The organism is Streptomyces indicus, assembly GCF_900100315.1.
Classification (GTDB): domain Bacteria; phylum Actinomycetota; class Actinomycetes; order Streptomycetales; family Streptomycetaceae; genus Streptomyces; species Streptomyces indicus.
On the sequence record NZ_FNFF01000011.1, the window covers coordinates 181,407 to 206,237 of the forward strand.

Sequence of the window (24,831 nt, forward strand, 5' to 3'; positions counted from 1 at the left end):
CGCTATCGCCCGTTGAGGGCAGGTTTGCCAAACCTGTCGGACCCCTCACCGAAACGGGTGATTGAGGGGGTGTCGCCCAACATTGCCGTAATTCTTGGCCCGTTGGCTAGAAGAGTCGTTTGCGGCATACGGCCGCTCGGGTGGATCGGCGGTCCGAAACCCACGGCGAACCCCTCGGCCGACCCCACGGCCGAACCGACGGCAACGAAGAGGCTCCATGCACGAGATGGATCACCGGCTGCTCGCAGCCCTGCGCGACACCGGACAGCACCCGCAGATCGCGGCCGCCGCCCGCGCGCTGTCCTTCTGCGGCGAGCACGGGGCGCTGTGGCTGGCCGCGGGCCTGGCCGGCGCCGCGCTCGACAAGGAGCGGCGCGGCGCCTGGCTGCGCGGCACTGCCCTGACCGCGGGCGCACACCTGGCCAGCATGGGCGTCAAGCGCCTGGTGCGCAGGCCGCGTCCGGACGCCGAGCCGCTGGTGCGCACCGCGGGCAAGCACTCGTTCCCCAGTTCGCACGCCACCTCCGCGGCCGCCGCCGCGGTCGCCTACGGGGCGCTGCGGCCCGCGGGCGCCCGTCTCGTACCGCCGCTCGCCGCCGCCATGTGCGTCTCGCGGATGGTCGTCGGCGTGCACTACCCGAGCGACATCGCGGCCGGCGCCGCGCTCGGCGCCGCCACCGCGCGGCTCGGCAGCCGCTGGATGCTCAAGGAGGCCGCCAAGTGACCGTCGCCCTGCTCCTCATGGAGGCCGCCAAGTGACCGTCGCCCTGATCCTCGCGGAGGCCGCCAAGTGACCCTTCTCGACCGGCAGTCGCCCCCCACCTCGCCCCCGCAGCGCCCCGGCCCGATCAGCCTCCCGCTCGGCCTGCTCAAGACCGCGCGCCCGCGCCAGTGGATCAAGAACGTCCTGGTCGTCGCCGCCCCGGCCGCCGCCGGCGAGCTCTTCACGCGCGGCACCGCGGCCCAACTGGCGATCGTGTTCTGCCTGTTCACGGCCGCCGCGTCCGCCGTCTACCTGATCAACGACGCCCGTGACGCCGAGGCCGACCGCGCCCACCCCGAGAAGTGCCGCCGCCCGGTCGCCGCCGGACAGGTCCCCGTGCCGGTCGCGTACGCGGCGGGCGGGCTGCTCGCCGTCCTCGCCCCGGCCGCCGCCGCCCTGCTCTGCACGCCCATGACCTCCGCGCTGCTCACGGCGTACGTGGGCATGCAACTCGCGTACTGCATCAGCCTCAAGCACGTCCTGGTCGTCGACCTCGTGGTCGTCACCACCGGGTTCCTGATGCGCGCGATGATCGGCGGTGTCGCCCTCGGCATCCCGCTCTCGCGCTGGTTCCTCATCACCACCGGGTTCGGCGCGCTCTTCATGGTCTCCGCCAAGCGCTACTCGGAGGCGGTGAAGTCGGACCCCGGCAAGCTCGGCGCCACGCGCGCGCTGCTCACCGAGTACACCACCGGCTATCTGCGCTTCGTGTGGCAGCTCGCGGCCGGCGTGGCCGTCCTCGCGTACTGCCTGTGGGCCATGGAGGAGGGCGGCACCGGCCTGCTGCCCTGGCGCCAGCTCTCGATGGTCGCCTTCATCCTCGCGATCCTGCGCTACGCCGTCTTCGCCGACCGCGGCACCGCCGGCGCCCCCGAGGACGTGGTCCTGCGCGACAAGCCGCTCGCGCTCATCGCCCTGGTGTGGGTGGGGATGTACGGGCTCGCGGTGGCCGACCTGTGAGCACCTCGGCGCCCCCGCGGGCCCGTACGGACGGACCCGCCGAACGGCCCGGACTCCTCGCCCGCCTGCGCGCGAAGAGCTCCGGGCTCGCGGCCCGGCTGCGCGCCATGGGCCCCGAGCTGCTCGGCTTCGCCGCCGCCGGGATCTGCGCCTACGCCGCCGACCTCGGCCTGTTCATCTGGCTGCGCGGCCCGCTGGGCTGGGACCCGCTGACCGCCAAGGCCCTCTCCTTCGTGGCCGGCTGCTCGGTGGCGTACGCGGGCAACGCGCTCGGCACGTACCGCGGCCGCACCCCGGGCGTCTCCCGGATGCGGCAGTACGCGGTGTTCTTCGCGGTGAACATCGCGGGCGCCCTCGTCCAGCTCCTCTGCCTCGCGGTCTCGCACTACGGCCTCGGCTACACCTCCCCGCGCGCCGACACGATCTCCGGCGCCGGCGTGGGCATGGCGCTCGCCACGGTCCTGCGGTTCTGGGGTACTCGGAGCTTGGTGTTCCGTACGGCCGGGAAGGCGGCCTGACATGGAACGACGCGAGAGGCCCGGCAGGGAACGACGGGAGTGGGCGTGACATGGACTGGCTGAAGAAACTCCCCGGCATCGGGCCGCTCGTGGCGCGCCTGATGACCACCCACGCCTACCGCTCCTACGAGACCCTCGACCGGGCGCACTGGGCGCGGCTCGCCGGCGCGATGACCTTCGTCAGCTTCCTGGCGCTCTTCCCGCTGCTCACGGTGGCCGCCGCGATCGCCGCCGCCACCCTCTCCAAGGAGAAGCAGCTCGAACTGCAGGACAAGATCAGCGAGCAGATCCCGGGAATCTCCGACCAGTTGGACATCGGCGGCCTCGTCGAGAACGCCGGCACGGTCGGTGTGATCGCCGGCGCCCTGCTCCTGTTCACCGGCGTGAGCTGGGTCGGCACCATAAGGGAGTGCCTGCGCGCGGTCTGGGGCAAGGACGACGAGGAGCAGAACCCCGTCCTCGCCAAGGTCAAGGACGCCGGCATCCTCATCGGTCTCGGCCTGACGGGACTGCTCTCCCTCGTCGCCTCCACCGTCGGCACCACGGCGGCCGTCTGGCTGACCCGGGCCGTGGGCCTGGACGACCAGAGCTGGGTGGGCTGGCTGCTTCTGGTCGTGGTCTTCGCGCTCGCCGTCCTCGCGGACTTCCTGATCCTGCTCTACCTGCTCACGCTGCTGCCCGGGGTGCACCCGCCGCGCCGCCGGCTCTTCGTGGCCGCGCTGGTCGGCGCGATCGGCTTCGAACTGCTCAAGGCGCTGCTCGGCGGCTACATGAAGGGCGTGGCCGCCAAGTCCATGTACGGGGCCTTCGGCGTCCCCGTCGCGCTGCTCCTGTGGATCAACTTCACCGCGAAACTGCTCCTGTTCTGCGCCGCCTGGACGGCGACGCAGAGCAAGCAGGCACCCGAGGGCACGCTCAGCGGCGCGCCCGCCGCACCAGGTCCGGCAGCGGCCAGCGGCGGTTGACCACGAACACCCCGGCGCCGATGAGCGCGAGCACACCGCCGGTGACCGCGAGCGCGATCCCGACCCCGCTCGACCCCTCGTCGGCCGCGGCGGTCGCGGTGCTCGACAGCGATCCCTGCGCGCTGTCGGAGTCGTCCTTCTCGGGGGCGGCCGCACCCTCGGTGCCGCTCTCCACGCTGCGCGGCGCCACCAGTTCGCCGACCGGCTTCACCTTGCCCGCGGCCTTGAAGCCCCAGTCGAAGAGGCGGGCGGTCTCCTGGTAGACGGCGTTCTGCTCGTCGGAGTCCGGGTTCATCACCGTCACGAGCAGCACCTTGCCGTTCCGCTCGGCGACCCCGGTGAAGGTGGCGCCCGCGTGCGTGGTGTTGCCGTTCTTGACGCCCGCGATGCCCTTGTACGGGTTGAGCCCGTAGTCGCCGGTCATCAGGCGGTTGGTGTTCTGGATCTCGAAGTGGTCCCGCTTCTTGCCCTGGCCCTCGCCGGGGAACTGGGCGCGCGCGGTGGCCGCGTACTCGCGGAAGTCCGCCTCCTGCAGGCCCGAGCGCGCGATCAGAGTCAGGTCGTACGCGGAGGACACCTGGCCCTCGGCGTCGTACCCGTCCGGGCTGACCACGTGCGTGTCGAGGGCCTGGAGCTCCTCGGCGTGGGCCTGCATCTCCGAGACGGTCTGCCGGACTCCGCCGTTCATGTGCGAGAGCACGTGCACCGCGTCGTTGCCCGACCGCAGGAACACCCCGAGCCACAGGTCGTGGACCGTGTAGGTGTGGTCCTCCTTGACGCCGACCAGGCTCGACCCCTCGCCGACGTCCGCGAGGTCCGCGTCCTTGACCTTGTAGACCTTGTCCTTGGGCAGGGTGCCCTTCCGGATCAGGGTGTCCGCGAAGAGCATCTTCAGCGTGGAGGCGGGCGGCAGCCGCCAGTGCGCGTTGTGCGCGGCGAGCACCTCGCCGGACTCGGCGTCCGCGACGATCCATGAACGGCCCGACAGCTTCTTCGGCAGCACCGGCGCGCCGGCCCCGAGATTGACCTGCGTGCCCGCCTTGCCGAGCTGGACACCGCCGACCTTCGACATGCTCGCCGGCGGCTTCGCCGTGTCGTCCTTCTTCCCCGGCTTGTCGTCGGCGACAGCGGGCGCGACGGCAGACATGGTCATCAGGCTGGCGCATACGACCGTTAGTACGGTCTTCTTCATGGCAGGCACGGTCGAGAACGTACAGGTCTTACCCGTACGAGTGTGTGCCGGGTCACCCTGTGTCTGCCGGGGATCACTCGCACCACCCCTCCGCGAGGACTCCGTCCAGGGGATACCCCGGGACGGTGGCCGCAGGGGCGACGGCGATACTGGGCGTATGAAGCTCAGCCGACCCGTCTCCTGGTTCCTGCTCGCCTTCGGGGTGTGGTCGTGGATCATCTGGATCACTTTCGTCAAGAACCTGGTCAAGGACGGAAGCGGTCTCGCGTTCGACGACGCCGGTGACCCGACCGGATACTTCTGGGTCCATCTGCTGCTCGCCGTGGTGTCCTTTGTCTTGGGGACGGTCGTCGGCGTCATCGGGTTGCGTGGCGTGCGGGCACTGCGCCGTACGTCATAGCCGTTCGGCGTGGCGGACTTTGCGCCGTATGTCATGACGGACTTCGCGCCGTACGTGAGCGGGGCGCCTCAGTGGCCGGCCGGCCAGCGGTAAACGACAGGAAGCAGCAGCGGTGATCGTCCTCTTCGTCCTCGCGGGTCTCGCCGCCTTCTCCGCCCTGCTCGGGCTGCACTACTACCTGTGGCGCCGGCTCGTACGCGACACGACCACGCCGCGGTCGGCGGGACGCAAGGCCGGGACGGCCGTGATCGTCACGGCGCTGGTGCTGATGGTGGGCGCGTTCGCGGGGGCGCGGGCCGGGCTGCCGTTCGGACTCCAGCAGGTGCTCGCCTGGCCCGGCTACCTGTGGATGGCGCTGTTCCTCTACCTGACGCTGTGGCTGCTGGCCGGCGAGGTGGTGCGGCCGCTGCTGCTGCGGTGGCTGCGGAAGCGGGATGCGGCGGCTGCGGGGGAGGGGGTGCCGTCGGTCGGGGAGCCGGCTGCGGTGGATCCTGCGCCGGCCGCGGTGGCCGCAGGCGGTTCCGGGGCTCAGGACGCAGGCGGCCAAGCGGCCCAGGAGGCACGCGGCCAAGCGGCCCAGGACGCAGGCGGCCAGGGGCCGTTGTCAGTGGGCGGCGATAGGGTTGAAGAGGGCTCGGCCCCCGGGAGGGAGGGGTCCGTCCGGGGTACCCCTGAGCGCCCCCACCCCTCCCGCCGCCTCTTCGTCTCCCGCATCGTCGGCGGAGCCGCGGCCGCCGCCGCGGTCGGGACCGTCGGGTTCGGTACGTACAACGTGCTGCGCGGACCGAAGCTCAAGCACATCACCGTGCCGCTCGCGAAGCTGCCGCGCGCCGCGCACGGCTTCCGTATCGCCGTCGTCAGCGACATCCACCTCGGACCGATCCTGGGCCGCGCGCACACGCAGCGCATCGTCGACACCATCAACTCCACGCAGGCCGACCTGGTCGCCGTCGTCGGCGACCTCGTCGACGGCAGCGTCGAGGACCTCGGCCCCGCCGCCGAACCGCTCGCGCAGCTCCGCTCGCGCCACGGCTCGTACTTCGTCACCGGCAACCACGAGTACTTCTCGGGCGCCGCGCAGTGGGTGGACCACGTACGCGAACTCGGCCTGCACCCGCTGGAGAACGCCCGCGTCGAGATCGACGGCTTCGACCTTGCGGGCGTGAATGACGTGGCCGGCGAGAGCGAGGGCCAGGGCCCCGACTTCGTGAAGGCGCTCGGCGACCGCGACCGCTCGCGCGCCTCGGTCCTCCTCGCGCACCAGCCCGTGGTCATCCACGACGCGGTCGAACACGGAGTGGACCTCCAGCTTTCCGGCCACACCCACGGTGGCCAGATGTGGCCGGGCAATCTCATCGCCGACCTCGCCAACCCCACCCTCGCCGGCCTGGAACGCTACGGCGACACGCAGCTGTTCGTGTCGCGCGGCGCCGGGGCGTGGGGGCCGCCGGTGCGGGTCGGGGCCCCGTCGGACATCACCGTGGTGACGCTCGCCTCCCGGCAGGCGTGAGACGGGAGCCCTCGGGCACGGGCTGCCGAGGGTGGGTTTTCGGCCGGGTCGGGGCGCGCCGATGCGCCGCGCTTGGCCGGAACCGTACGACTTGAGCGGGCGACTTGGGCGGCTTCTGCCGCTCTGCCCGCACCCAGTGGCATAGGCCCCATGGCCGAAAGGGGCCGCCGCCTCCGCGGACCGGTGACAACTGCCGCTCCGGCAGCGCAGCATCTTGTGCGAATCCCGTGCGTGCGGGGTGTCCGGAGGTGAAGAACGTGTTGCGGCGCCATGCGTTCCGCTTGCCCCGGCACCCCGCGTCCGTGGGCCTCGCACGGCTGCGCGTCCGTGAACACCTCGCGGCCTGGGGGCACACCGGCGAGACCGGCGCGGTGGCCGACACGGTGCTCCTCGTGTCGGAACTCGCGACGAACGCGGTCCGCCACGGGCCGGTCCTTGAGCGGGAGTTCGAGGTTGCGGTGACAGTGCTCGCGGACGGCTGCTGCCTGATCGAGGTCTCGGACGAGTCCTCTGCGGAACCGATCCTGCGCCATGACCCGGGCCCCTTCGCCGAACACGGCCGCGGCATCCGCCTGGTGGACGCGGTGGCCGAGACCTGGGGCGTGTGGCAGCGCGGGCGGTACGGGAAGACGGTGTGGGCGCTGGTGGGCACGGAGCGAAGACAGCCCGGTGAGAACACAGCCAGTTAGAACACAGCCCGGCGAGGCGGTTGTTCGGGCGCCTGGGCAGACCTTCGGGCGGCCGGGAGCTCCACCCGTACCGAAAGCCCTTCCCCCGGCGCCGTGTCCACCGTGACCTCTCCGCCGTGTGCCGCCACCACGCCCTGGACGATCGCCATCCCGAGCCCGCTCCCCGCGCCGCCGCCCGCGCGGAAGAAGCGGTCGAAGATACGGGCGGCGTCCTCCGCGGGCAGGCCGGGGCCCTCGTCCGTGACCGTGAGCAGGACGCGGTCTCCGGTGCGGGTCACCGAGATGTGCACCGCCGCCGAACCGGGCGTGTGGATACGGACGTTCGCCAGCAGATTGCCCGCCACCTGCCGCAGCCCCGACTCGTCGGCGCGGACCAGGAGCGGGCCGTCGGCCGACACGCGGACCGGGCGGTCCGGCTCCTGCACCCGCAGGTCTTCGGCCGCCTCGCGGGCGAGCCGGCTCAGGTCGACCTCCTGGAAGACCAGTTCGGCCTGCTGGTCGAGACGGGCCAGGGTGAGGAGTTCGTCGACGAGGCGGGCCATGCGGTCCGTCTCCGCGCGCACCCGCTGTCCCGCGCGGTCCCGGTCGGCCTGTTCGCGCAGCATCCCCTTGTCGTAGAGCTGGAGGTAGCCGCGGATCGCCGCGAGCGGGGTGCGCAGTTCGTGGGAGGCGTCGGCGACGAAGCGGCGCAGCTGGGCCGCGCTGCGCTCACGGGTCTCGAAGGCGGATTCGACCTGGTGGAGCATGGAGTTGAGGGCCAGGCGGAGCTGTTCGATCTCGAGTACGGGGTCCTTGCGGGCCGGGACGCGCTGCGTGAGGTCGCCCTCCGCGATGGCCGACGCGGTCTCCACCATGTCCTCCAGGGGGCGCAGGCGGTGGCGCGCCCCCATGAGGGTGAGGACCCCGAGGAGCACCAACAGGCCTGCCCCCACGCCCAGATCGACCTTCAGGCTCTTGGCCATGCCGTCCCGTACCGCCTCGACGGACGTGGCCATCACCACCACCGTGCCGTCGCCGAGGCGCGCGCCCACGGCCCGGAAGGTGTCGCCGCCGAAGTGCACGTCCGTGATCGCGTCGGTGGCCGCGAGGGCGCGCGGATCGTCCACTTCCGCGGCCAGCTCGCGCTGCCGTGCGGTGGGCGGGATGCCCGCGAAGGTCACGGGCCGCCCCTCGCCGTCCACCGCGACGAACACCGTCTCCGGGCGCGGCAGCGTGCCGGCCGCGTCCGCGAGCAGCAGGTCGTCGCGGAGTGAGCCGATCGCGCTGAGCGCGTCGATCTGCGCGCGTGTGAAGCCGGTGTTCTCCAGGGCGGTGCGCGAGGAGACGAGTTCGGAGTCGATGCGGTCGAGGAGGTAGTGCCGCATCGAGGTGATGGTCACCGCCGTCGCGACCACGATGCCGAGGGCGAGGATGACGACGTTCATCACGGTGAGTTTGGCGCGCAGGGTCGCGAGCCCGTGGTGACGCCTACGGTGCGGCCGGTCCCGACCCGGCCACCGGCCCCGCCCCGGCAACCGGCCCCGCCCGTGCGGCCGGACGCCCAGGAACAGCCCCCGCAGCTCGCGCCTCACGCGGCCGCCAGGCCGTAGCCGACGCCTCGCCGCGTGGTGATCAGCGACGGGCCGAGCGGGGCGAGCTTGCGCCGCAGGTAGCTGATGTAGGTCTCGACGACGGTGGACTCGGCCTGGTGCTCGTACTGCCATACGTGGCGCAGGAGTTGCTCCTTGGGCACGATCCGGCCGCCGTTGCGGACCAGGAAGCGCAGCAGCGCGTACTCGGTCGGGGTCAGCTGCACCTCGACGCGCGGGCCGTCGGGGCGGTCCGCGCGGCGCACGGTGTACGTGGTCTCGTCCAGCTCCAGATTCCCGTACGTGAGCGGCGGGCGGGCCGGCAGCACGTCGGCCGGCCGGGTGCGGCGCAGCACCGCGGTGATCCGGGCCACCACCTCGTCGATGTGGAACGGCTTGGTGATGTAGTCGTCACCGAAGCCGAGCGCCCCGACGATCTCGGCGGGGGCGTCGCGCGCGGTCACGAACACCACGGCCGTCTCCGGGTGCCCGTCACGCAGCTCCCGCCCGAAGGCCCGCCCGTCCCCGTCCGGCAGCATCACGTCGAGCAGCACCGCGTCGAACCGCCGCTCGGCGACCCGGGCGCGGGCCTGCAGCAGACAGCTCGCCCACACCACCTCGAACCCGTGGTAGCGCAGGGCGATCGCGAGCACGTCCGCTATGGAGGGTTCGTCCTCGACCACGAGTACGACCGCTCCCTTGCCCACTTCCTCCCCGGCGTTCATGACCTGAGTATCGCCCGGCTCGTTGAACGGGGGACCGGGCGGAGCCTTGGAGTTCCTTGAGAGTCATGGCCGCGACACACCACGTACGCGCGCCGGACGGGATTCTGAAGTCCACGCTCAGGGGGACGACCAGCATCCGATACGGACCGGTTCGGGCCGTACCGACCGATGAAGGGGCAGGAATCGTGGCTGCATTGGCACGGTGGTGCTATCGGCACCGCCTGGTCGTCCTCGTGCTGTGGGTGGGGGCGTTGCTCGGCGTCGGCGCCGCGGGAGCGCGGGCCGGCACGGACTACGCGAACGTCTTCAGCCTGCCGGACACCGACTCCAAGCGCGCGTACGACCTGATGACCGAGGCCTTCCCGAAGAGCGCGGGCGACACCGACACCGTGGTGTGGAAGGTCGACGAGGGCTCCGTGCGCGACGACGGCGTACGGCAGCGGCTCGAGCCCGCGCTGCAGGCGATCGGCGCGATGGAGGGCGTGGGCGAGGTCTCCTCTCCCTATACGGAGCAGGGCGGCGCGCAGATCAGCCGCGACGGGCGCACCGCCTACGCCCAGGTGACCTTCACCGAGCAGGCCAACGCGGTCCCGAAGGCGCTCGTCGAGGACGTCGTCGACACCGCGCAGGACGCCGCACGAGACGGCCTCCAGGTGGAGCTCGGCGGCCAGGCCATCACCCGCATCCAGGAGCCGCCGACCGGGCTCGCCGAGATGGTGGGCATCGCGGCCGCCGCGATCGTGCTGTTCCTCGCCTTCGGCTCGCTCTTCGCGATGCTGCTTCCCATCCTCACGGCCGTCTTCGGCGTGGGCCTCGGGATGATGGGCACCTCGCTGCTCAGCCACGTCACCGACGTGCCCGAAGTCGCCCCGCTGCTCGGCTCGTTGATCGGGCTCGGCGTCGGCATCGACTACGCGCTGTTCATCGTGACCCGGCACCGCCGCGGCATCCAGCGCGGCCTCGACCCCGAGGAGTCGGCGGTCCTCGCGCTCAACACCTCGGGCCGCGCGGTCCTGTTCGCGGGCGGCACGGTGTGCATCGCGCTCGCCGGGATGCTCGTGATGAACATGCGCTTCCTCGACGGCGTGGTCCTCGGCACCTCCCTGACCGTGGTGCTCAGCGTGCTCGCCGCGATCACGCTGCTGCCCGCGATGCTCGGTGTGCTCGGCCCGCGCGTGCTCAGCCGGCGCCAGCGCCGCAAGCTGGCCGCGGAGGGCCCGGACTCGGACGAGGCGACCGGGGCGGCCGCCCGCTGGTCCGGGTTCGTGCAGAAGCGCCCGCGCTCGATCGCGTTCCTCGCCGTCGTGGTCATGGCGGCGCTCGCGATCCCGGTCCTGTCGCTGCGTCTGGGCGCCACCGACCAGGGCAACCACCAGGAGTCGACGACGACCCGGCAGGCGTACGACCTGCTGGCGGAAGGTTTCGGCCCGGGGTTCAACGGGCCGCTGCAGCTGGTCAGTCAGGGCGGCGACGAGGGGCTGCTCGCCCGCGTGCAGTCGGCGGAGGGCGTCGCGGCCGCGGTGCAGATGCCCGTGCCGCCCGGCTCCGACGTCTCCGTCATCCAGGTCGTCCCCACCGCCTCACCGCAGTCCGTCGAGACCGACGAGCTGATCGACCGGCTGCGCGACGAGGTGATCCCGGCGGCCGGGACACAGACCCATGTGGGCGGTGTGACCGCGGTCTTCAAGGACTTCGCGGCGGTCACCGGCGAACGCCTCCCGCTCTTCGTGGGCGCGATCATCGGCCTCGGCTTCCTGCTCCTGCTGATCGCCTTCCGCTCGCTCGTGGTGCCGCTCACCGCGGCGGTGATGAACCTCGTCGCGGCCGCGGCCTCCTTCGGCGTACTCGTCGCGATCTTCCAGTGGGGCTGGGGCGCGGAGGCGCTCGGCCTCGGCAAGGAGGGCCCGATCACGGCCTTCCTGCCGGTCATCATGCTGTCCCTGCTCTTCGGCCTGTCCATGGACTACCAGGTGTTCCTGGTCAGTCGGATGCACGAGGAATGGGTGCATACGAAGGACAACGCGCGGGCGGTGCGGGTCGGCCTCGCCGAGACGAGCCGGGTCATCAACTCCGCGGCCCTGATCATGATCTGCGTGTTCTCGGCGTTCGTCCTCAGCGGCGACATGGAGGGCGCGATGGCGGGCATCGGGCGCGCGGCGGCGGTCGCGCTCGACGCGTTCATCCTGCGCACGGCGCTCGTCCCGGCCGCGATGCATCTGCTCGGGCGGTCCAACTGGTGGCTGCCGGCCTGGCTGGAGAAGCGGCTGCCGCACTTGGCGGTGGAGCCGAAGGAGGATCTGCCGGCCGCCGCCGTGGCCAAGGCGCCGGCCTACGCCGCAGCCGGTGACCCGGCCTCCGCGCAGTCCCCCGAGGCCGATGTGCCGGCCCAGCGCACCGAGGCGGCCGGGCACGGCGGCGCCTCCGCCGTCCACGGCTTCCTGCGCACCCCCGGTGGCGAGCCCGTCGCGGACGCCGTGCTCACGCTCGTCTCGCGCGGCGGCCGCCAGCTGGACCGCGTGGGCTCGCTGGCCGACGGCTCGTACATCCTGGCCGCACCGGGCCCCGGCTCCTACCTCCTCGCGGTCTCGGCGGCCGGGTTCGCCCCGCGGGCGCGGCACGTGATGATCGGTGCGGAACCTCTGGTGTACGACGTGGAGTTGGCCTCGGAGGAAGAGGTGGACGCGTTCAAGTGACCGGTTCGGCCACCGGTGCGCGCTCCGGCGTACGGGCACGGAAATCCCGTACGCCGGGCACCAGCGCCGTCCCCGCACACGCCACCGCCACCACACCCGCCGCGATCCACAGCGGCGCGTCGGCGCCCCACAGGCCCGCGGCGAGCGGGGCGAGGGCGTAGCCGAGGGGCATCGCGCCGAGCGAGAGCAGCCAGTCGTACGAGACCACGCGGGCCAGCGCGTGCGGTGGGATCGCCTGCTGCACGGCCGTCTCCCAGACCGGCGAGAGGAACCCGAGCCCGGCCTGCGCGATCCCGTACGCGCCGATGACCAGCGGTGCGGGAGCGCCGGCCGCGAACAGGCCGAGCGGCAGGGCATACGTGGCCAGGCCCAGGTTGGCCGTGAGGATCGGCCGCCGGGGCCTGGCCCGCGCGGCCAGCAGCGAGCCGAGCAGCAGGCCCGCGGCACCGACTTGGAGCAGCACCACCCAGGCCGTCTCGCCGCCGAACTCCCGTACCGCGAGGGCGGGTCCGATGGTCATGAGCACCGCCGCGGCCCCGTTCCACGCGGAGTGCCCGACGAGGCTCACCCAGTACCAGTCGCGGCTGCGCACCTCACGCCAGCCGGCGACGAGGTCGGCGCGCAGCGCACGGCGCTCCACCGGGACTTTCCGTACGCGCGTGCAGGCCAGGAGCAGCGCGCTGACGGCGAAGGAGACGCCGTCGAGCAGGAAGGCGAGCCCGGGGCCCGCGAGGTACACGAGGAGCCCGGCCAGTGCGGGGCCGCCGAACCGCGCCGAGCTGTGCACGATGCCCAACGCGGCGTTGGCCCGGTGCAGTTGGTCCGGCTCGACCGTGCCTGTGGTCAGGGGCGCCACGGTCGGCAGCGCGAACGCGGACGCAGCGCCGCCGATCGCCTCGGCCACGGCGATCTGCCACAACTGCGGGTCCCCGGCGAGCAGTTCGACCGCGACGAACAGCTGGCTCGCGGCCCGCACGCCGTCGGTGGTCAGCGCGACGGTCCGGGCGTGGAACCAGTCGCCCGCCACGCCGCCGAACGGCAGCAGCACCAGCTTGGGCACCATGGCGCAGGCCAGCACGAGCGCCATCGCGGAGGGGGAGCTGCTGATCTCCAGGACGGCGAGGGCCAGGGCGGCGGGGATGACCGCGTCTCCGATCAGGGAGAGGGAGCGGCCGACGAAGAACAGACGGAAGTTGAGGGTGCGCAGAGGATGCGGCATGCACCGCAATGTATTTCGGTAACGAAGTATTCGTCAACGAAATATTTGGTACCGAACGGTGAGGGCGTACGCTGTGCGCCATGGAGCAGGAGCGGGAACGGGAGCAGGCCCGGAAGCGGGAGCAGGGGCAAGGCGAGGCGGGCCAGAGCCCCGAGCAGGACTGGACCGATGCGCACGTGGCGCGCTGGCTGCCCGTGCTGCCCGGCCTCGACCCGGACGTCGAGGGCGCCGTGACCCGGATGAAGAAGCTCTCCGTGCACCTGATGCGGGTGCGCGAGCAGTCCCTGGCCGACTTCGCCCTGGACCGCCAGGAGTTCGACACCCTGCACAAGCTCGCCGGCCGCTCGGGCCGCGCGACGCCCTCCGAGCTCGCGGCCGACCTCGACCTGCGCCCCGCCTCGGTCACGGGCCGCCTCGACGGCCTGGAGAAGCGCGGCTTCGTCCGCCGTACGCAGTCGAGGGCCGACCGCCGCCGCGTCGACGTCGAACTCACCGAGGACGGCCGCGCCACGTGGCTGGGCGCGATGGACGTCCTGGGCGACGAGGAGTACCGGCTGCTCGGAGTGCTCTCCGCGAAGGAACGCGCCCAACTGTCCGACATGCTGCGGCGGATCATGGTGGCGGCGGAACGGGACGGCGGGGCCGCCTGGACGGCCTGAGGGGACAACTTGCCCGGTGGGTGGGGCGGGTTGTCAGTGCCGCCCTCTACGCTCCGTGGCCATGGGGAGACTGACGTTCGTGGATGAGACGACCATGGGGGAGCGCGCCGAGGCCTGGGGCCTCGAGATCGCGGAGGAGCGGCTGACGCTGCGCGAGGTGATCCGCCGGCGCGTGTTCCAGGAGGTCGCGGAATACCACGCCGCGTCGCCGGGGGTGTTCCGCGGCCTGGTCCAGCCCACCGACACCGAACGCACGCTGAACGGTTACGCGCTGAAGCAGCCCCGACGCCTCGACCCCGAGCGGCAGTTCGCGCACGCGGTGGAGGCCTTCGGGCGGAACGGGTTCCTGGTGCTGATCGGGGACCGCCAGGTGGAGGAGCTGGGCGAGGAGATCGATCTGCGGATCGGTACGGAGGTCACGTTCCTGAAGCTCGTGCCGCTGGTCGGAGGGTGAGTCAGCTCTGAGCCACGCTCACGAGGGCCACCGCACCGCCGGCGATCAGGGTGAGCGGCAGGCCGATGGTGAGGGCGGCCAGGCGCCAGCCTGCGGTCGCCCCGCTTCTCTCGCCCGTCGTGCAACTCAGGATGATCATGACGATGAAGTAGCCGAGGAGCGCCAGCGCGCAGAGGCAGAGGAAGCCCAGCACCAGCAGTGCGAAGACGACGAACAGGATCACAGGGAGCACCCTTCGGTCGGGCCGGCGGCCGGCCCTCCGACAGGGTCAGCTCGCGGTGGAACCGGACTTGCCGCCGGCGTCGGACTCGTCCGTCATGCCGGGCAGGAAGTCCACGAACAGTTCATGGACCTCGCGTACGAGCGGGCGCAGCACCCGGAAGCGGGCCAGCGCCACGCCGCGCGTGGTGAGCTTCGCGCCCCGGTCCGCGAGCCGGTAGCAGCGCTCGCGGCCGGGGGAGCGGTCGAACACCCAGTACAGGACCAGGCCCATCTGGGAGAGCCAGAGCATCTCCGGGAGGATGTCCTCGAGTTCCGCCGGGATCTTCGCCTTCGATCCGGCGAGCACCTCGCGGTACACGTCGATCGCCGCCTCCCGCGCATGCGCCGAGTCGGTGGAGAAGGGGCTGAGCGGGGAGTCCGGGTCGGCGGCGTTCTTGAAGAACTGCGCCGCGAACTCGTGGTACGGCTCCGCGATGTCCAGCCACGCCCGGTGCACCCCGGAGATCCGCTTCTCCAGATCCGTCTCGCGGTCGAGTACCGGCCGTACGGCGGCCTGGTGTTCGGCGCCGATCCGGTCGTAGAAGCCCTGGATCAGGTGCTCCTTGCCGGCGAAGTAGTAGTACGCGTTGCCGACGGAGACCCCCGCCTCCTTGGCGATGGCCCGCATGGTCGTCTTGTCGTAACCGCGCTCCTGGAAGAGCCGCATCGCGGTCTCCAGGATCAGCGTCCGCGTCTGCTCGCTCTTGGGTGCGGGCGCGCCCTTGGTCTCCGGCGACACGTTCACGCTCTCTTTCCCTGCTGGCACGGTCCCCGAGCCTAACGACTCGTGCGGCACCCCGGGTCACATGCCTCGGCGCCGCCGTACGACCAGCCGTGCTGCGGGTGGTAGACCCATCCGTCGGCCCGCCGGTACACGCCCCCGCTCCAGCCCTCGCTCCGCTGCCACCGCGCCCCGCGGTACTTGGCGGCGGCGAGCAGCGCTCCTCGTGCGAACAGCGCCCCCGAGTGCGAGGCCAGCCGGTGTGCGAGCGGGCGGTGCTCGGCCAGCGCCCACAGGCACACCACCCAGGCCGCGGGCCCCCGGTACACCTGCCCGCCGTCCCCCACCACGGTGATCTCGTCCAGGGTCCGCCCGTGCTCGAGGCCCGGGAAGCGCCGCTGTGCCTCGGCCGAGCCGGCCGGCACGAGATCGAGCGGCACCAACTGCCGCTGCCGTACGAGCCAGTTCCGCAGGTGCGTGCAGAGCGGGCACTCCGCGTCGTACAGGACGGTCAGCCGGCGGACCGGGGCGTACGCCGCGCCCCGGCCCCCCTGCTCCGGGGCGGCAACACCCCGGCCCCCCTGCTCCGGGGCGGCAACACCCCGGCCCCCCTGCTCCGGAGCATCGCCCCGGCCCCCGTACTCCTGAGCGCTCCCCATCGCTCAGGCCCCCGTCGGTGTGGCCCACGCCCGCTGTTCGCCGCTGAACCCCTGCGGCGGTACGGGCGGCATCTGCTCGCGCTCCATGACGCCCCGGCGCCGGATCTTGTTGAGGACCCAGACGTTGCCGAGGTGCATCACCCCCAGGACGAGCAGCACCACACCGAGCTTCACCGACAGCGCCTCGAAGACCCCCCGCGCGTCGGTGATCAGGTCGTCCGCGTTCAGATACAGCGCCACGAACCCGAGGTTGACCAGATAGAAGCCGACGACGAGCAGGTGGTTCACCGCGTTGGCGAGCGCCTCGTTCCCCCGCAGCACATCGCTGAGGAAGACCCGCCCGTTGCGGCTGAGCGTGCGCGCGACCCACACCGTCAGACCGATGCTGACGACCAGGTAGATGACGTACGCGACGACCGTGAGGTCCATGTCCAGCGCCCCCTTGAACGCGTTCAAAACCTTGTGGGCATGACTGTAGCGCTGTTTTTGAACGCGTTCAAGCTCTGGTTGGCGCCGCTCCGGCCTCGCTAACCTGATCTGCGACCGGGGGAGGCGGGCGGGCGATGTCGATGGGTCTGACGGAAGGTCAGTTACTCGACCAGGGGCGCTATGTCGTCGAGGAGCGCATCGGTGCGGGCGGCATGGCGGCCGTCTACCGCGCGCGGGACACCGAGTTGGAGCGCACGGTCGCGGTGAAGACCATGAGCGCCGCGCTCGCCGCCGAGGAGAGCGGCCGCGAGCGCTTCCGGCGCGAGGCCAGGGCCGTGGCGCGGCTCAGCCATCCCCATGTGGTCGCCGTCTACGACGTACGGGAGGAGGCGCTGCCCGCCGGGCCGCTGCCGTATCTCGTCATGGAGTACGTCGACGGGGAGACCCTCGCCGCGAGCATGCCGGCCGAGCCCGGCGCGGCCAACCTCGACCGGTCGCTGCGGATCACCGGCGAGATACTCGACGCCCTGGCCGCGAGCCATGAGCACGGCATGGTCCACCGGGACATCAAGCCGGCCAACGTGATGGTGTGCCGGGACGGTTCGGTCAAGGTCATGGACTTCGGCATCGCGCACGCCCTGGAGGCGCCGGGCACCGCCCTGACCCGGACGGGCACGGCGATCGGTACACCGCACTACATGTCGCCCGAGCAGTTCGAGGGCCGGGCTGTGGACGGCCGCTCGGACCTCTACTCGCTGGGCGTGGTGCTCTTCGAACTGCTCACAGGGGCCGTCCCGTTCGACGCCGACTCCGGGTTCCAGGTCGGCTACCAGCACGTGACCAAGCCGCCGCCGACCCTGGGCGAGCGCGGGGCGGAGGTCCCGGCCGCGGTGGAGGCGCTGGTCGCGCGGGCCCTGGCCAAGGACCCGGCCGACCGGTTCGCGGACGCGGACGCCATGCGGGCGGAGGTCCGGCGGCTGCGCGAAGGCGGCGTGGGACCGGCTGCCGACCCGCACGCCGCGACGGGACCCGTGCCCGCGCCGGGCCCGACGAGGATCTACGCACAGACGCCGACACCGACGCCACCGTTCGGCCCGTCGGGCCCGCCGACTCCGGCCGGTCCGCCGACTCCGGCCGCCGCGGCCACTCCGGCCACCCCCGTCGCCGCGCCCTACCCGGCCCCCGCGCAGACTCCGCCCCCGTACGGCGGCGCTACAGGCCAACAGCCCCCGCTCCAGTGGACCGGGCCGGCCGCCGCTCCCCTCTACCGGCCGCCCGCGGACGCGCCCGCCGGGACACGGCTCGGCCGCTGGGCCCGACGGCTCGTCCGCGCGTACGTGCTGTTCCTGGTGGGCGGGTTGTGTGCCGTGGTCTACCTCAACAGGTCGGAGCTGGAGGGCCTCACCATCCCGGCGCTGGGTGCGCTCGGCTGTGCCGCCGCGGGGATCTGGGTGGCGGCCGGGGTGCTGGCCCGTGCGAGACGGCTGCAACGCCTGGCGGGGCTGCTCGCGCTGCTCGGGAACAGCTATGTGCTGCTGACCGTGCTGAACGAGATGGCCGCGCGCAGCCGTTGACGCGGCGGGCCGGAGCCGAGCGCTAGCGTGCGGTCGGCTCGCGCTCCCGGTCCGGCTCGTGCTCCCCGGCGGTCGCCGTGGCGCGTGCCAGGGACGGACGCTTCAGGTAGTCCGTGAACCCGAGGATGTTCCCCCAGGGGTCGGCCAGTTCGACGGTCCAGCCCGTCGACACGGAGAACGGCGCACCCGGCACGACACCGGCCGAGGTCAGCTCCACGGCGGCCTTGCGGGCGTCCGGCACCTCGATCCACAGACGCGGCGACCACTCGCCGGCCGGGCGGTGCGGCAGACCGTCCTCCTGGCGCAGCAGCACGCCCGGGGTCTCCGTGCCCACCTTCAGGCCTGCGATGCCGGCCTCGTCGAGCCGGAAGGCGAGCGGGAACCCGGCCCGCTCGTAGAAGTCCACGGCCTCGGCGAGGTCTCCGACGGGGAGCAGTACGTTGTCGAGGCCGAGCAGTTCCAGTGACATGGCGTCAGATTAGGTCCGGGCCGCCGCAACGGACCGAGGACGCGCGAGGGCCCCGTCTCCCGAACGGGAAACGGGGCCCTCGCCCACGTACGCGGAGGAAGCTCACCCACGTACGCGGAAGAAGCTCAGAAGCGACGCGTGATCAGCGCGCGCTTCACTTCCTGGATCGCCTTGGTGACCTCGATGCCGCGGGGGCAGGCGTCCGTGCAGTTGAAGGTGGTGCGGCAACGCCACACACCGTCACGGTCGTTGAGGATCTCCAGGCGCTGCTCGCCGGCCTCGTCGCGCGAGTCGAAGATGAAGCGGTGCGCGTTGACGATCGCCGCCGGGCCGAAGTACTGCCCGTCGTTCCAGAACACCGGGCACGACGAGGTGCACGCGGCGCACAGGATGCACTTGGTGGTGTCGTCGAAGCGCTCGCGGTCCTCGGGGGACTGCAGGCGCTCGCGCGTCGGCTCGTTGCCGGACGTGATGAGGAAGGGCATCACGTCGCGGTACGCCTGGAAGAACGGCTCCATGTCGACCACGAGGTCCTTGAGCACGGTCAGGCCCTTGATGGGCTCGACCGTGATCGGCTTCTCGGGGTTGATGTCCTTGATCAGAGTCTTGCAGGCCAGACGGTTCTTGCCGTTGATCCGCATGGCGTCCGAGCCGCAGATGCCGTGCGCGCAGGAGCGGCGGAAGGTCAGCGAGCCGTCCAGGTCCCACTTGATCTTGTGCAGACCGTCGAGCACACGCTCCTTCGGATCGATCTCGATCCGGAAGTCCTCCCACACCGCGTCCTCGGAGAGCTCCGGGTTGAAGCGGCGGATGCGGAAGGTGACCGTGATGTAGGGCGAGGCGGTGGCGCCGGCCTCGGCCTTGTCCAGTACGGGAGTTGCCATCAGTACTTACGCTCCATCGGCTGGTAGCGGGTCGTGACGACCGGCTTGTAGTCGAGGCGGACGGAATCGGAGCCGTCGTCGCCGACCTCGCGGTACGCCATGGTGTGGCGCATGAAGTTGACGTCGTCGCGGTTCGGGTAGTCCTCGCGGTAGTGACCGCCGCGGGACTCCTTGCGCGCGAGCGCGGAGACCGCCATGACCTCGGCCAGGTCGAGCAGGTTGCCCAGCTCGATGGCCTCCAGGAGGTCGGTGTTGAACCGCTTGCCCTTGTCCTGGATGGACACGTTCTTGTAGCGGGCGCGCAGCTCGCCGATCTTCTCGACGGCCGACTTGATGGTCTGCTCCGTACGGAACACCATCACGTTGGCGTCCATCGTCTCCTGCAGCTCCTTGCGGATGTCCGCCACGCGCTCGTTGCCCGTGGAGTTCCGCAGCCGCTCGACCTGCTCCTGGACCAGCTCGGCCGGGTTCTCCGGGAGCTCCACGTAGTCGCTCTTCGCCGAGTACTCGGCGGCGGCGATACCGGCGCGGCGGCCGAAGACGTTGATGTCGAGCAGCGAGTTGGTGCCCAGGCGGTTGGCGCCGTGCACCGACACGCAGGCGACCTCTCCGGCGGCGTACAGACCCGGGACGACGGTGGTGTTGTCCGCCAGGACCTCACCCTCGACGTTCGTCGGGATGCCGCCCATCGCGTAGTGCGCGGTCGGCTGGATCGGGATCGGGTCCGTGTAGGGCTCGATACCGAGGTACGTACGCGCGAACTCGGTGATGTCCGGGAGCTTCGCGTCCAGCTGCTCCGGCGGCAGGTGGGTCAGGTCGAGGAAGACGTGGTCGCCCTCGGGACCGCAGCCGCGGCCCTCGCGGATCTCGGTGTAGATCGCGCGCGAGACGACGTCACGCGAGGCGAGGTCCTTCATGACGGGCGCGTACTTCTCCATGAAGCGCTCGCCGTCCTTGTTGCGGAGGATGCCGCCCTCGCCACGCGCACCCTCGGTGAGGAGGATGCCCATGCGCCAGATGCCGGTCGGGTGGAACTGGAAGAACTCCATGTCCTCCAGCGGCAGTCCGCGCCGGTAGCAGGCCGCCTGGCCGTCACCGGTGAGGGTGTGCGCGTTGGAGGTCACCTTGAAGAACTTGCCGGTGCCGCCGGACGCGTAGATCACGGCCTTCGCCTGGAAGACGTGGATCTCGCCGGTGGCCAGCTCGTACGCCACGACGCCGGCCGACGTCTTGACGCCGTCGACCTCGGTGATGAGCTGGTCGAGGACGTAGAACTCGTTGAAGAACTCCACGCCCTCCTTGATGCAGTTCTGGTAGAGCGTCTGGAGGATCATGTGGCCGGTGCGGTCGCCCGAGTAGCAGGCGCGGCGGACCGGGGCCTCACCGTGGTTGCGGGAGTGCCCGCCGAAGCGGCGCTGGTCGATCTTCCCGTCCTGGGTGCGGCCGAACGGCAGGCCCATCTTCTCCAGGTCGAGGACCGCGTCGATGGCCTCCTTCGCCAGGATCTCGGCGGCGTCCTGGTCGACCAGGTAGTCGCCGCCCTTGATCGTGTCGAAGGTGTGCCACTCCCAGTTGTCCTCCTCCACGTTGGCGAGCGCGGCGGCCATGCCGCCCTGCGCGGCGCCCGTGTGGGACCGGGTGGGGTAGAGCTTGGTCAGCACGGCGGTGCGGCTGCGCTTCGTCGCCTCGATGGCGGCGCGCATGCCGGCGCCGCCGGCGCCGACGATGACGGTGTCGTACTTGTGGATCTGCATGAGTCGTTACCCCGGGCCTAGCGGATGTTCGGGTCGAAGGTGAAGATCACCAGCGTGCCCAGAAGGACGGTGAACACCGTGGCGGTGTAGAGCAGCATCTTCAGCCAGAAGCGCGTGTTGTCGCGCTCGGCGTAGTCGTTGATGATCGTGCGCAGGCCGTTGGCGCCGTGGAGCATGGCGAGCCAGAGCATGATCAGGTCCCACGCCTGCCAGAACGGCGATGCCCAGCGGCCGGCCACGAAGGCGAAGCCGATCTTGGAGACGCCGCCGTCGAGCACCAGCTGGATCAGCAGGTGGCCGAGGACCAGGACGACCAGGACGATGCCGGACAGGCGCATGAACAGCCAGCCGTACATCTCGAAGTTGCCGCGGGTGGCCTTCGGGGTCTTCTTGGTGCGCTTGCGCGGGGGTTCGATGACGGGGGCGGGGTTGTCCACGTCATAGAGCGAGACGTTCTCGACCTCGCCGATGCCCTTGGTGGTGGTTTCGGACATCTGCCTCAGCTCCCGAACAGTTCACGGGCGGCGTGGCCGAGCACCGGGTAAATGGCGCCCACCATCAGCACGACCCAGATGCCGACGACGGTCCAGAGCATCTGCTTCTGGTAGCGCGGGCCCTTCGACCAGAAGTCGACGGCGACGATGCGCAGGCCGTTGAGCGCGTGGAACAGGATGGCGGCCACGAGGCCGTACTCCAGGCACGCGACGAGCGGCGTCTTGTAGGTGGCCACGACATCGTCGTACGCCTCGGGGGAGACGCGGACGAGAGCGGTGTCGAGGACGTGTACGAACAGGAAGAAGAAGATGAGGACGCCGGTGACTCGATGAGCCACCCAGGACCACATTCCTTCCCGGCCGCGGTACAGCGTTCCAGCCGGCACGGAAGAACCCTCCGGGAGCGGGGCTTAGGGGCCGGCCGGCTTCTCTGTCGGTCAGACCCGGCCGGGTACGGTCCACCGGCCGCTCGTCATCGTATCGACCAGATGTCGGCATGCTCGCGCCGGGTCGACAGGTGTGATCAAACAGGCACGGACGGGCTATCAGCCCGGTGGGTTTCGGCACATCGGGCGATACGGCGGGGCGAATCTACGGATACGTCAGGACGTAGAGCGCGTCCGTGATCCGCTCGCGCACCAGGCGCCTCAGCTGTTCCGCCGCGACGATGCGCTCCTCGTCCGGGTCGTGGGACAGCCGGGCGCGCAGGCCGGCGAGCACCTGGTCGAGGTGTTCGTCGGGGCGGTAGGAGTCGAGGCTGATCACGAAGGCGTGGCCGAAACGCGCCTCGTACGCGGCGTGCGCGGCGCGCAGCGCGGTGAGCGCGGCGGGCGGGGTGTCGCCGGCGGCGGGGTACGCGCCTTCCTCGGCGGCGAGCGCCCGGTCCAGCTCCTCCGGGGCCAGGTCGTACCCCGCCTCGTCGGCCGCGGCGAGCAGCGCGTCCAGGTCGGGGTACGGGCGGTGCTCGACCAGGCGGCGGGCCCAGCGCTCGTCGGCGCAGCAGTCGAGCAGCAGCGCGCGGGCGTCCGCGGCCGGTGCGGTGTTGAAGTGGTGGAGCCCCGGGTGCGCGGTGTCGGTGGCGTCCGTCTGCGTTTGGCGCGGTACGGCAAGGGCAGCCGCAGTGCGGGACGGGCTGGACGAAGGCAGCGTGTGCTCCTCGGGAGCGGCCGTGCGGTCAGGACGGCCGTGGTCGGACATCGGCAGGGGGGAGGGGGGTGCGCTCACGCTATCGAGAGGTGTCGGGAGCTGTCCGACGGATGCGCGAATTTCACCCGGACGGGAGAGTTTGGGAACGAGTGGTGGACGGTCGGGGCGTAATCGGAGCGAATGGTTCAGCATGCATGGGAAGTTTCTGACGTGATGTCGACCCTTTCGCGATCTTTGTCCCGTGTGCGTCGCCCGGCTGTCTCCCCGGCACTCTTCCCGGCCGTCTCCCCGGCCGTCTCCCCGGCGGTCTCGTCGGCCGTCTCGGCCGCCCTTCTCCCGGCTGCCGGTCCGGCTTCCCCTTCGTTCCCGGTGGTGGGGCGGTGAGCCGGCGTCCCCTGATGCTGGCCGCCGGGCTCACGGCCGGGGCCGCCGCCGTCCTGACCGTGACCCTGTGGCCCGGCGGGTCCGCCGACCGCGGCGGCTCGCCGTCCGTCGGCGACACCACCGACGACCGCTCGCCCGCCTCCTCCGCGCCGGCCTTCCCCGTCTCCAAGCCGCCGCTCACCATCCCCGCCGTCCGCGAGCACAAGGCGGCCCGCGGCCCCGGCTGGCACCCCGACCGCGGCGCGCAGGTGGTCGTCTCCGAGGAGGCGGCAGGGAAGCTGGCCGACGAGGGCCGGCTGCTCGCGGACGAACTCGGCCTGGAGTACGCCGAGGGCGCCGACCCCGGCAAGGGCGACGTGGAACTGGCCCTGGTCGCCGGGGACGCGAACCCCGAGGCGTACACGCTGAGCGTCAGCGACGAACGGGTCCGGATCTCCGCGACCGGCGAGCCGGGCGTCTTCTACGGCACCCGCACCCTCAAGCAGACCGTCCGCCAGGGCGGCACCGCACCCGAGGGCGTGATCCGCGACGCCCCCGCGAAGCCGCAGCGCGGCTTCATGCTCGACATCGCCCGCAAGCACTTCACGGCCGGCTGGATCGAGGACCGGATCCGCGAGCTCGCCGACCTCAAGTACAACCAGCTGGGCCTGCACTTCTCGGACGACCAGGCCTTCCGTATCGAGTCCTCCTCGCACCCCGAGGTGGTCTCGGCCGTGCATCTGAAGAAGTCCGAGGTGAAGCGGCTCGTCGCGCTGGCGCGCAGCCTGCACATCGAGGTCATCCCGGAGATCGACTCGCCGGGCCACCTCGGCGCGGTGATGGCGGCGCACCCGCAGCTCCAGCTGCGCAACGCGCAGGGCGTCCCCTCGCGCGGCGCGATCGACGTCTCCAAGCCGGAGTCCGCGAAGATCGTCGACGATCTGCTGCGCGAGTACGCGGACCTGTTCCCCGGCACGTACTGGCACCTGGGCGCCGACGAGTACCGGCCCCTGACCACCGCCGATCCCGAGGCCTCGTATCCCCAACTGGCCGCGGCCGCACGGAAGAAGTACGGGCCGGACGCCAAGGTGCAGGACCTCGCGACCGGCTGGCTCAACGACCGCGCGAAGGTGATCCGGGCCGAGGGCAGGAAGCCGAAGGCGTGGAACGACGGGCTGTTCCGCGGCGGCGTGGTCCAGGCCGACAAGGACCTGGAGGTCGAGTACTGGACGGGCAAGGAGCTGCGGGCCCGCGAGCCGGTCGAGTACCTGAAGGCCGGCCGCAAGCTGGTGAACCTCAACGACGAGTACCTCTACTACGTGCTCGGTGAGCCGAACGACTTCACGTACCCGACGGGCGAGCGGATCTACAAGGAGTGGAACCCGCGCGTGATCCGCGGCTCCCGGCCCGTCCCGGCCGCCTACGACAAACAGATCCTGGGCGCGCGCTTCGCCGTCTGGTGCGACTTCTCCAGCGCCCAGAACCCCGAGCAGGTCGCGGCGGGCATCCGGCTGCCGCTGCGGGCGCTGGCGCAGCGGGTGTGGGACGCGCGGCAACCGGCGTTGTCCTGGGACCAGTTCAGAGCGCTGGCGGAGCAGGTGGGCTGACCTGCGCTTTTCACGGTGGACAGGTGGCCGGTCGGCCGCATAGGTTCCGCGTGCCGCGGATGCCCCCGGGGGAGGGGGACCGCGGCACGCGTTCTGTTCCTCGTGACCCGTGGGGGGTTCCGCATGTCCGGCATGCCCGTTTATCCGCAGTCGCC

Annotated in this window: 26 protein-coding genes; 12 read left to right on the forward strand and 14 right to left on the reverse strand. The window is 71.5% G+C overall.

Going from position 1 to position 24,831, the window contains the following annotated elements; translation table 11 throughout:
* Window positions 1-217: 217 nt before the first annotated feature.
* The 4 genes from BLT97_RS25195 to BLT97_RS25210 all read left to right on the forward strand — a co-directional run bounded on the left by BLT97_RS25195 (window position 218) and on the right by BLT97_RS25210 (window position 3,206).
* On the forward strand, window positions 218-724 hold the full coding sequence (locus BLT97_RS25195) for a phosphatase PAP2 family protein (protein WP_093613988.1): 507 nt from the start codon (window positions 218-220) through the stop codon (window positions 722-724).
* 123 nt (window positions 725-847) lie between these two features.
* Window positions 848-1,723 carry a decaprenyl-phosphate phosphoribosyltransferase gene (locus BLT97_RS25200; protein WP_245769539.1) on the forward strand — a complete coding sequence of 292 codons (876 nt, stop codon included), beginning with the start codon at window positions 848-850 and terminating at the stop codon, window positions 1,721-1,723.
* 107 nt (window positions 1,724-1,830) lie between these two features.
* A complete protein-coding gene (locus BLT97_RS25205; protein ID WP_093614105.1) occupies window positions 1,831-2,241 on the forward strand; it encodes a GtrA family protein in 411 nt (136 codons plus the stop codon).
* 50 nt (window positions 2,242-2,291) lie between these two features.
* Window positions 2,292-3,206, forward strand: coding sequence for a YihY/virulence factor BrkB family protein (locus tag BLT97_RS25210; protein ID WP_093613992.1), 915 nt, complete (start codon window positions 2,292-2,294; stop codon window positions 3,204-3,206).
* Here BLT97_RS25210 and BLT97_RS25215 read toward each other — a convergent pair.
* Complete coding sequence (locus BLT97_RS25215) at window positions 3,157-4,407, reverse strand: D-alanyl-D-alanine carboxypeptidase family protein (RefSeq protein ID WP_342742773.1); 1,251 nt, start codon at window positions 4,405-4,407, stop codon at window positions 3,157-3,159. The two genes, BLT97_RS25210 and BLT97_RS25215, sit on opposite strands and share 50 nt — an antisense overlap.
* Window positions 4,408-4,555: 148 nt before the next feature.
* Here BLT97_RS25215 and BLT97_RS38635 point away from each other — a divergent pair, with 148 nt between their 5' ends.
* The 3 genes from BLT97_RS38635 to BLT97_RS25225 all read left to right on the forward strand — a co-directional run bounded on the left by BLT97_RS38635 (window position 4,556) and on the right by BLT97_RS25225 (window position 6,997).
* Complete coding sequence (locus tag BLT97_RS38635) at window positions 4,556-4,798, forward strand: SCO4848 family membrane protein (RefSeq protein ID WP_245769532.1); 243 nt, start codon at window positions 4,556-4,558, stop codon at window positions 4,796-4,798.
* A 115-nt stretch (window positions 4,799-4,913) separates the two neighbouring features.
* Window positions 4,914-6,308: a metallophosphoesterase gene (locus BLT97_RS25220; protein WP_425442764.1), complete on the forward strand. Its 1,395-nt coding sequence runs from the start codon at window positions 4,914-4,916 to the stop codon at window positions 6,306-6,308.
* A 257-nt stretch (window positions 6,309-6,565) separates the two neighbouring features.
* A complete protein-coding gene (locus tag BLT97_RS25225) occupies window positions 6,566-6,997 on the forward strand; it encodes an ATP-binding protein (RefSeq protein WP_093614107.1) in 432 nt (143 codons plus the stop codon).
* Here BLT97_RS25225 and BLT97_RS25230 read toward each other — a convergent pair.
* Window positions 6,994-8,421 carry a sensor histidine kinase gene (locus BLT97_RS25230; protein WP_093613998.1) on the reverse strand — a complete coding sequence of 476 codons (1,428 nt, stop codon included), beginning with the start codon at window positions 8,419-8,421 and terminating at the stop codon, window positions 6,994-6,996. The genes BLT97_RS25225 and BLT97_RS25230 overlap by 4 nt on opposite strands.
* 143 nt (window positions 8,422-8,564) lie before the next feature.
* Window positions 8,565-9,290, reverse strand: a complete 726-nt coding sequence (locus tag BLT97_RS25235; protein ID WP_093614000.1) for a response regulator transcription factor — start codon at window positions 9,288-9,290, stop codon at window positions 8,565-8,567.
* A gap of 194 nt (window positions 9,291-9,484) precedes the next feature.
* On the opposite strand from BLT97_RS25235, the gene BLT97_RS25240 reads away from it, so the two are divergent.
* Window positions 9,485-11,983, forward strand: a complete 2,499-nt coding sequence (locus BLT97_RS25240) for an MMPL family transporter (RefSeq protein ID WP_245769540.1) — start codon at window positions 9,485-9,487, stop codon at window positions 11,981-11,983.
* On the opposite strand, the gene BLT97_RS25245 is transcribed toward BLT97_RS25240, so the two are convergent.
* On the reverse strand, window positions 11,976-13,202 hold the full coding sequence (locus tag BLT97_RS25245) for an MFS transporter (RefSeq protein ID WP_093614004.1): 1,227 nt from the start codon (window positions 13,200-13,202) through the stop codon (window positions 11,976-11,978). The genes BLT97_RS25240 and BLT97_RS25245 overlap by 8 nt on opposite strands.
* A gap of 80 nt (window positions 13,203-13,282) precedes the next feature.
* Here BLT97_RS25245 and BLT97_RS25250 point away from each other — a divergent pair, with 80 nt between their 5' ends.
* Both BLT97_RS25250 and BLT97_RS25255 read left to right on the forward strand, forming a co-directional pair.
* The gene (locus tag BLT97_RS25250; RefSeq protein ID WP_093614006.1) at window positions 13,283-13,861 is read left to right on the forward strand and encodes a MarR family winged helix-turn-helix transcriptional regulator; all 579 of its coding nucleotides are present in this window, start codon (window positions 13,283-13,285) and stop codon (window positions 13,859-13,861) included.
* A 61-nt stretch (window positions 13,862-13,922) separates the two neighbouring features.
* Window positions 13,923-14,315: a hypothetical protein gene (locus BLT97_RS25255; protein ID WP_093614008.1), complete on the forward strand. Its 393-nt coding sequence runs from the start codon at window positions 13,923-13,925 to the stop codon at window positions 14,313-14,315.
* A gap of 1 nt (window position 14,316) precedes the next feature.
* On the opposite strand, the gene BLT97_RS25260 is transcribed toward BLT97_RS25255, so the two are convergent.
* From BLT97_RS25260 to BLT97_RS25275, 4 genes are all read right to left on the reverse strand, one after another.
* On the reverse strand, window positions 14,317-14,538 hold the full coding sequence (locus tag BLT97_RS25260; protein WP_093614010.1) for a hypothetical protein: 222 nt from the start codon (window positions 14,536-14,538) through the stop codon (window positions 14,317-14,319).
* Window positions 14,539-14,583: 45 nt separating this feature from the next.
* Complete coding sequence (locus BLT97_RS25265) at window positions 14,584-15,243, reverse strand: TetR/AcrR family transcriptional regulator (RefSeq protein ID WP_093614109.1); 660 nt, start codon at window positions 15,241-15,243, stop codon at window positions 14,584-14,586.
* 110 nt (window positions 15,244-15,353) lie between these two features.
* The gene (locus BLT97_RS25270) at window positions 15,354-15,956 is read right to left on the reverse strand and encodes a thiol-disulfide oxidoreductase DCC family protein (protein ID WP_093614012.1); all 603 of its coding nucleotides are present in this window, start codon (window positions 15,954-15,956) and stop codon (window positions 15,354-15,356) included.
* 3 nt (window positions 15,957-15,959) lie between these two features.
* Complete coding sequence (locus tag BLT97_RS25275; protein ID WP_093614110.1) at window positions 15,960-16,385, reverse strand: hypothetical protein; 426 nt, start codon at window positions 16,383-16,385, stop codon at window positions 15,960-15,962.
* A 134-nt stretch (window positions 16,386-16,519) separates the two neighbouring features.
* On the opposite strand from BLT97_RS25275, the gene BLT97_RS38000 reads away from it, so the two are divergent.
* Window positions 16,520-17,959, forward strand: coding sequence for a protein kinase domain-containing protein (locus tag BLT97_RS38000; RefSeq protein WP_245769533.1), 1,440 nt, complete (start codon window positions 16,520-16,522; stop codon window positions 17,957-17,959).
* Between the two features lie 22 nt (window positions 17,960-17,981).
* On the opposite strand, the gene BLT97_RS25285 is transcribed toward BLT97_RS38000, so the two are convergent.
* The 6 genes from BLT97_RS25285 to BLT97_RS25310 form a co-directional block, all read right to left on the reverse strand.
* Complete coding sequence (locus tag BLT97_RS25285) at window positions 17,982-18,428, reverse strand: VOC family protein (protein ID WP_093614014.1); 447 nt, start codon at window positions 18,426-18,428, stop codon at window positions 17,982-17,984.
* A gap of 125 nt (window positions 18,429-18,553) precedes the next feature.
* On the reverse strand, window positions 18,554-19,312 hold the full coding sequence (locus BLT97_RS25290; RefSeq protein WP_093614016.1) for a succinate dehydrogenase iron-sulfur subunit: 759 nt from the start codon (window positions 19,310-19,312) through the stop codon (window positions 18,554-18,556).
* A complete protein-coding gene (gene sdhA / locus BLT97_RS25295) occupies window positions 19,312-21,066 on the reverse strand; it encodes a succinate dehydrogenase flavoprotein subunit (protein ID WP_093614018.1) in 1,755 nt (584 codons plus the stop codon). Before sdhA ends, BLT97_RS25290 begins: the two co-directional genes overlap by 1 nt.
* 17 nt (window positions 21,067-21,083) lie before the next feature.
* Window positions 21,084-21,560, reverse strand: coding sequence for a succinate dehydrogenase hydrophobic membrane anchor subunit (locus BLT97_RS25300; protein ID WP_093614020.1), 477 nt, complete (start codon window positions 21,558-21,560; stop codon window positions 21,084-21,086).
* Window positions 21,561-21,565: 5 nt separating this feature from the next.
* Entirely contained in the window at window positions 21,566-21,946 is a 381-nt protein-coding gene (sdhC, locus tag BLT97_RS25305; RefSeq protein ID WP_093614022.1) for a succinate dehydrogenase, cytochrome b556 subunit, read from the reverse strand.
* Between the two features lie 205 nt (window positions 21,947-22,151).
* On the reverse strand, window positions 22,152-22,784 hold the full coding sequence (locus tag BLT97_RS25310; RefSeq protein ID WP_245769534.1) for a 2-oxo-4-hydroxy-4-carboxy-5-ureidoimidazoline decarboxylase: 633 nt from the start codon (window positions 22,782-22,784) through the stop codon (window positions 22,152-22,154).
* Between the two features lie 320 nt (window positions 22,785-23,104).
* Between BLT97_RS25310 and BLT97_RS25315 the strand changes: the two genes are divergently transcribed.
* Entirely contained in the window at window positions 23,105-24,676 is a 1,572-nt protein-coding gene (locus BLT97_RS25315; protein WP_176953890.1) for a beta-N-acetylhexosaminidase, read from the forward strand.
* Window positions 24,677-24,831 lie beyond the last annotated feature (155 nt).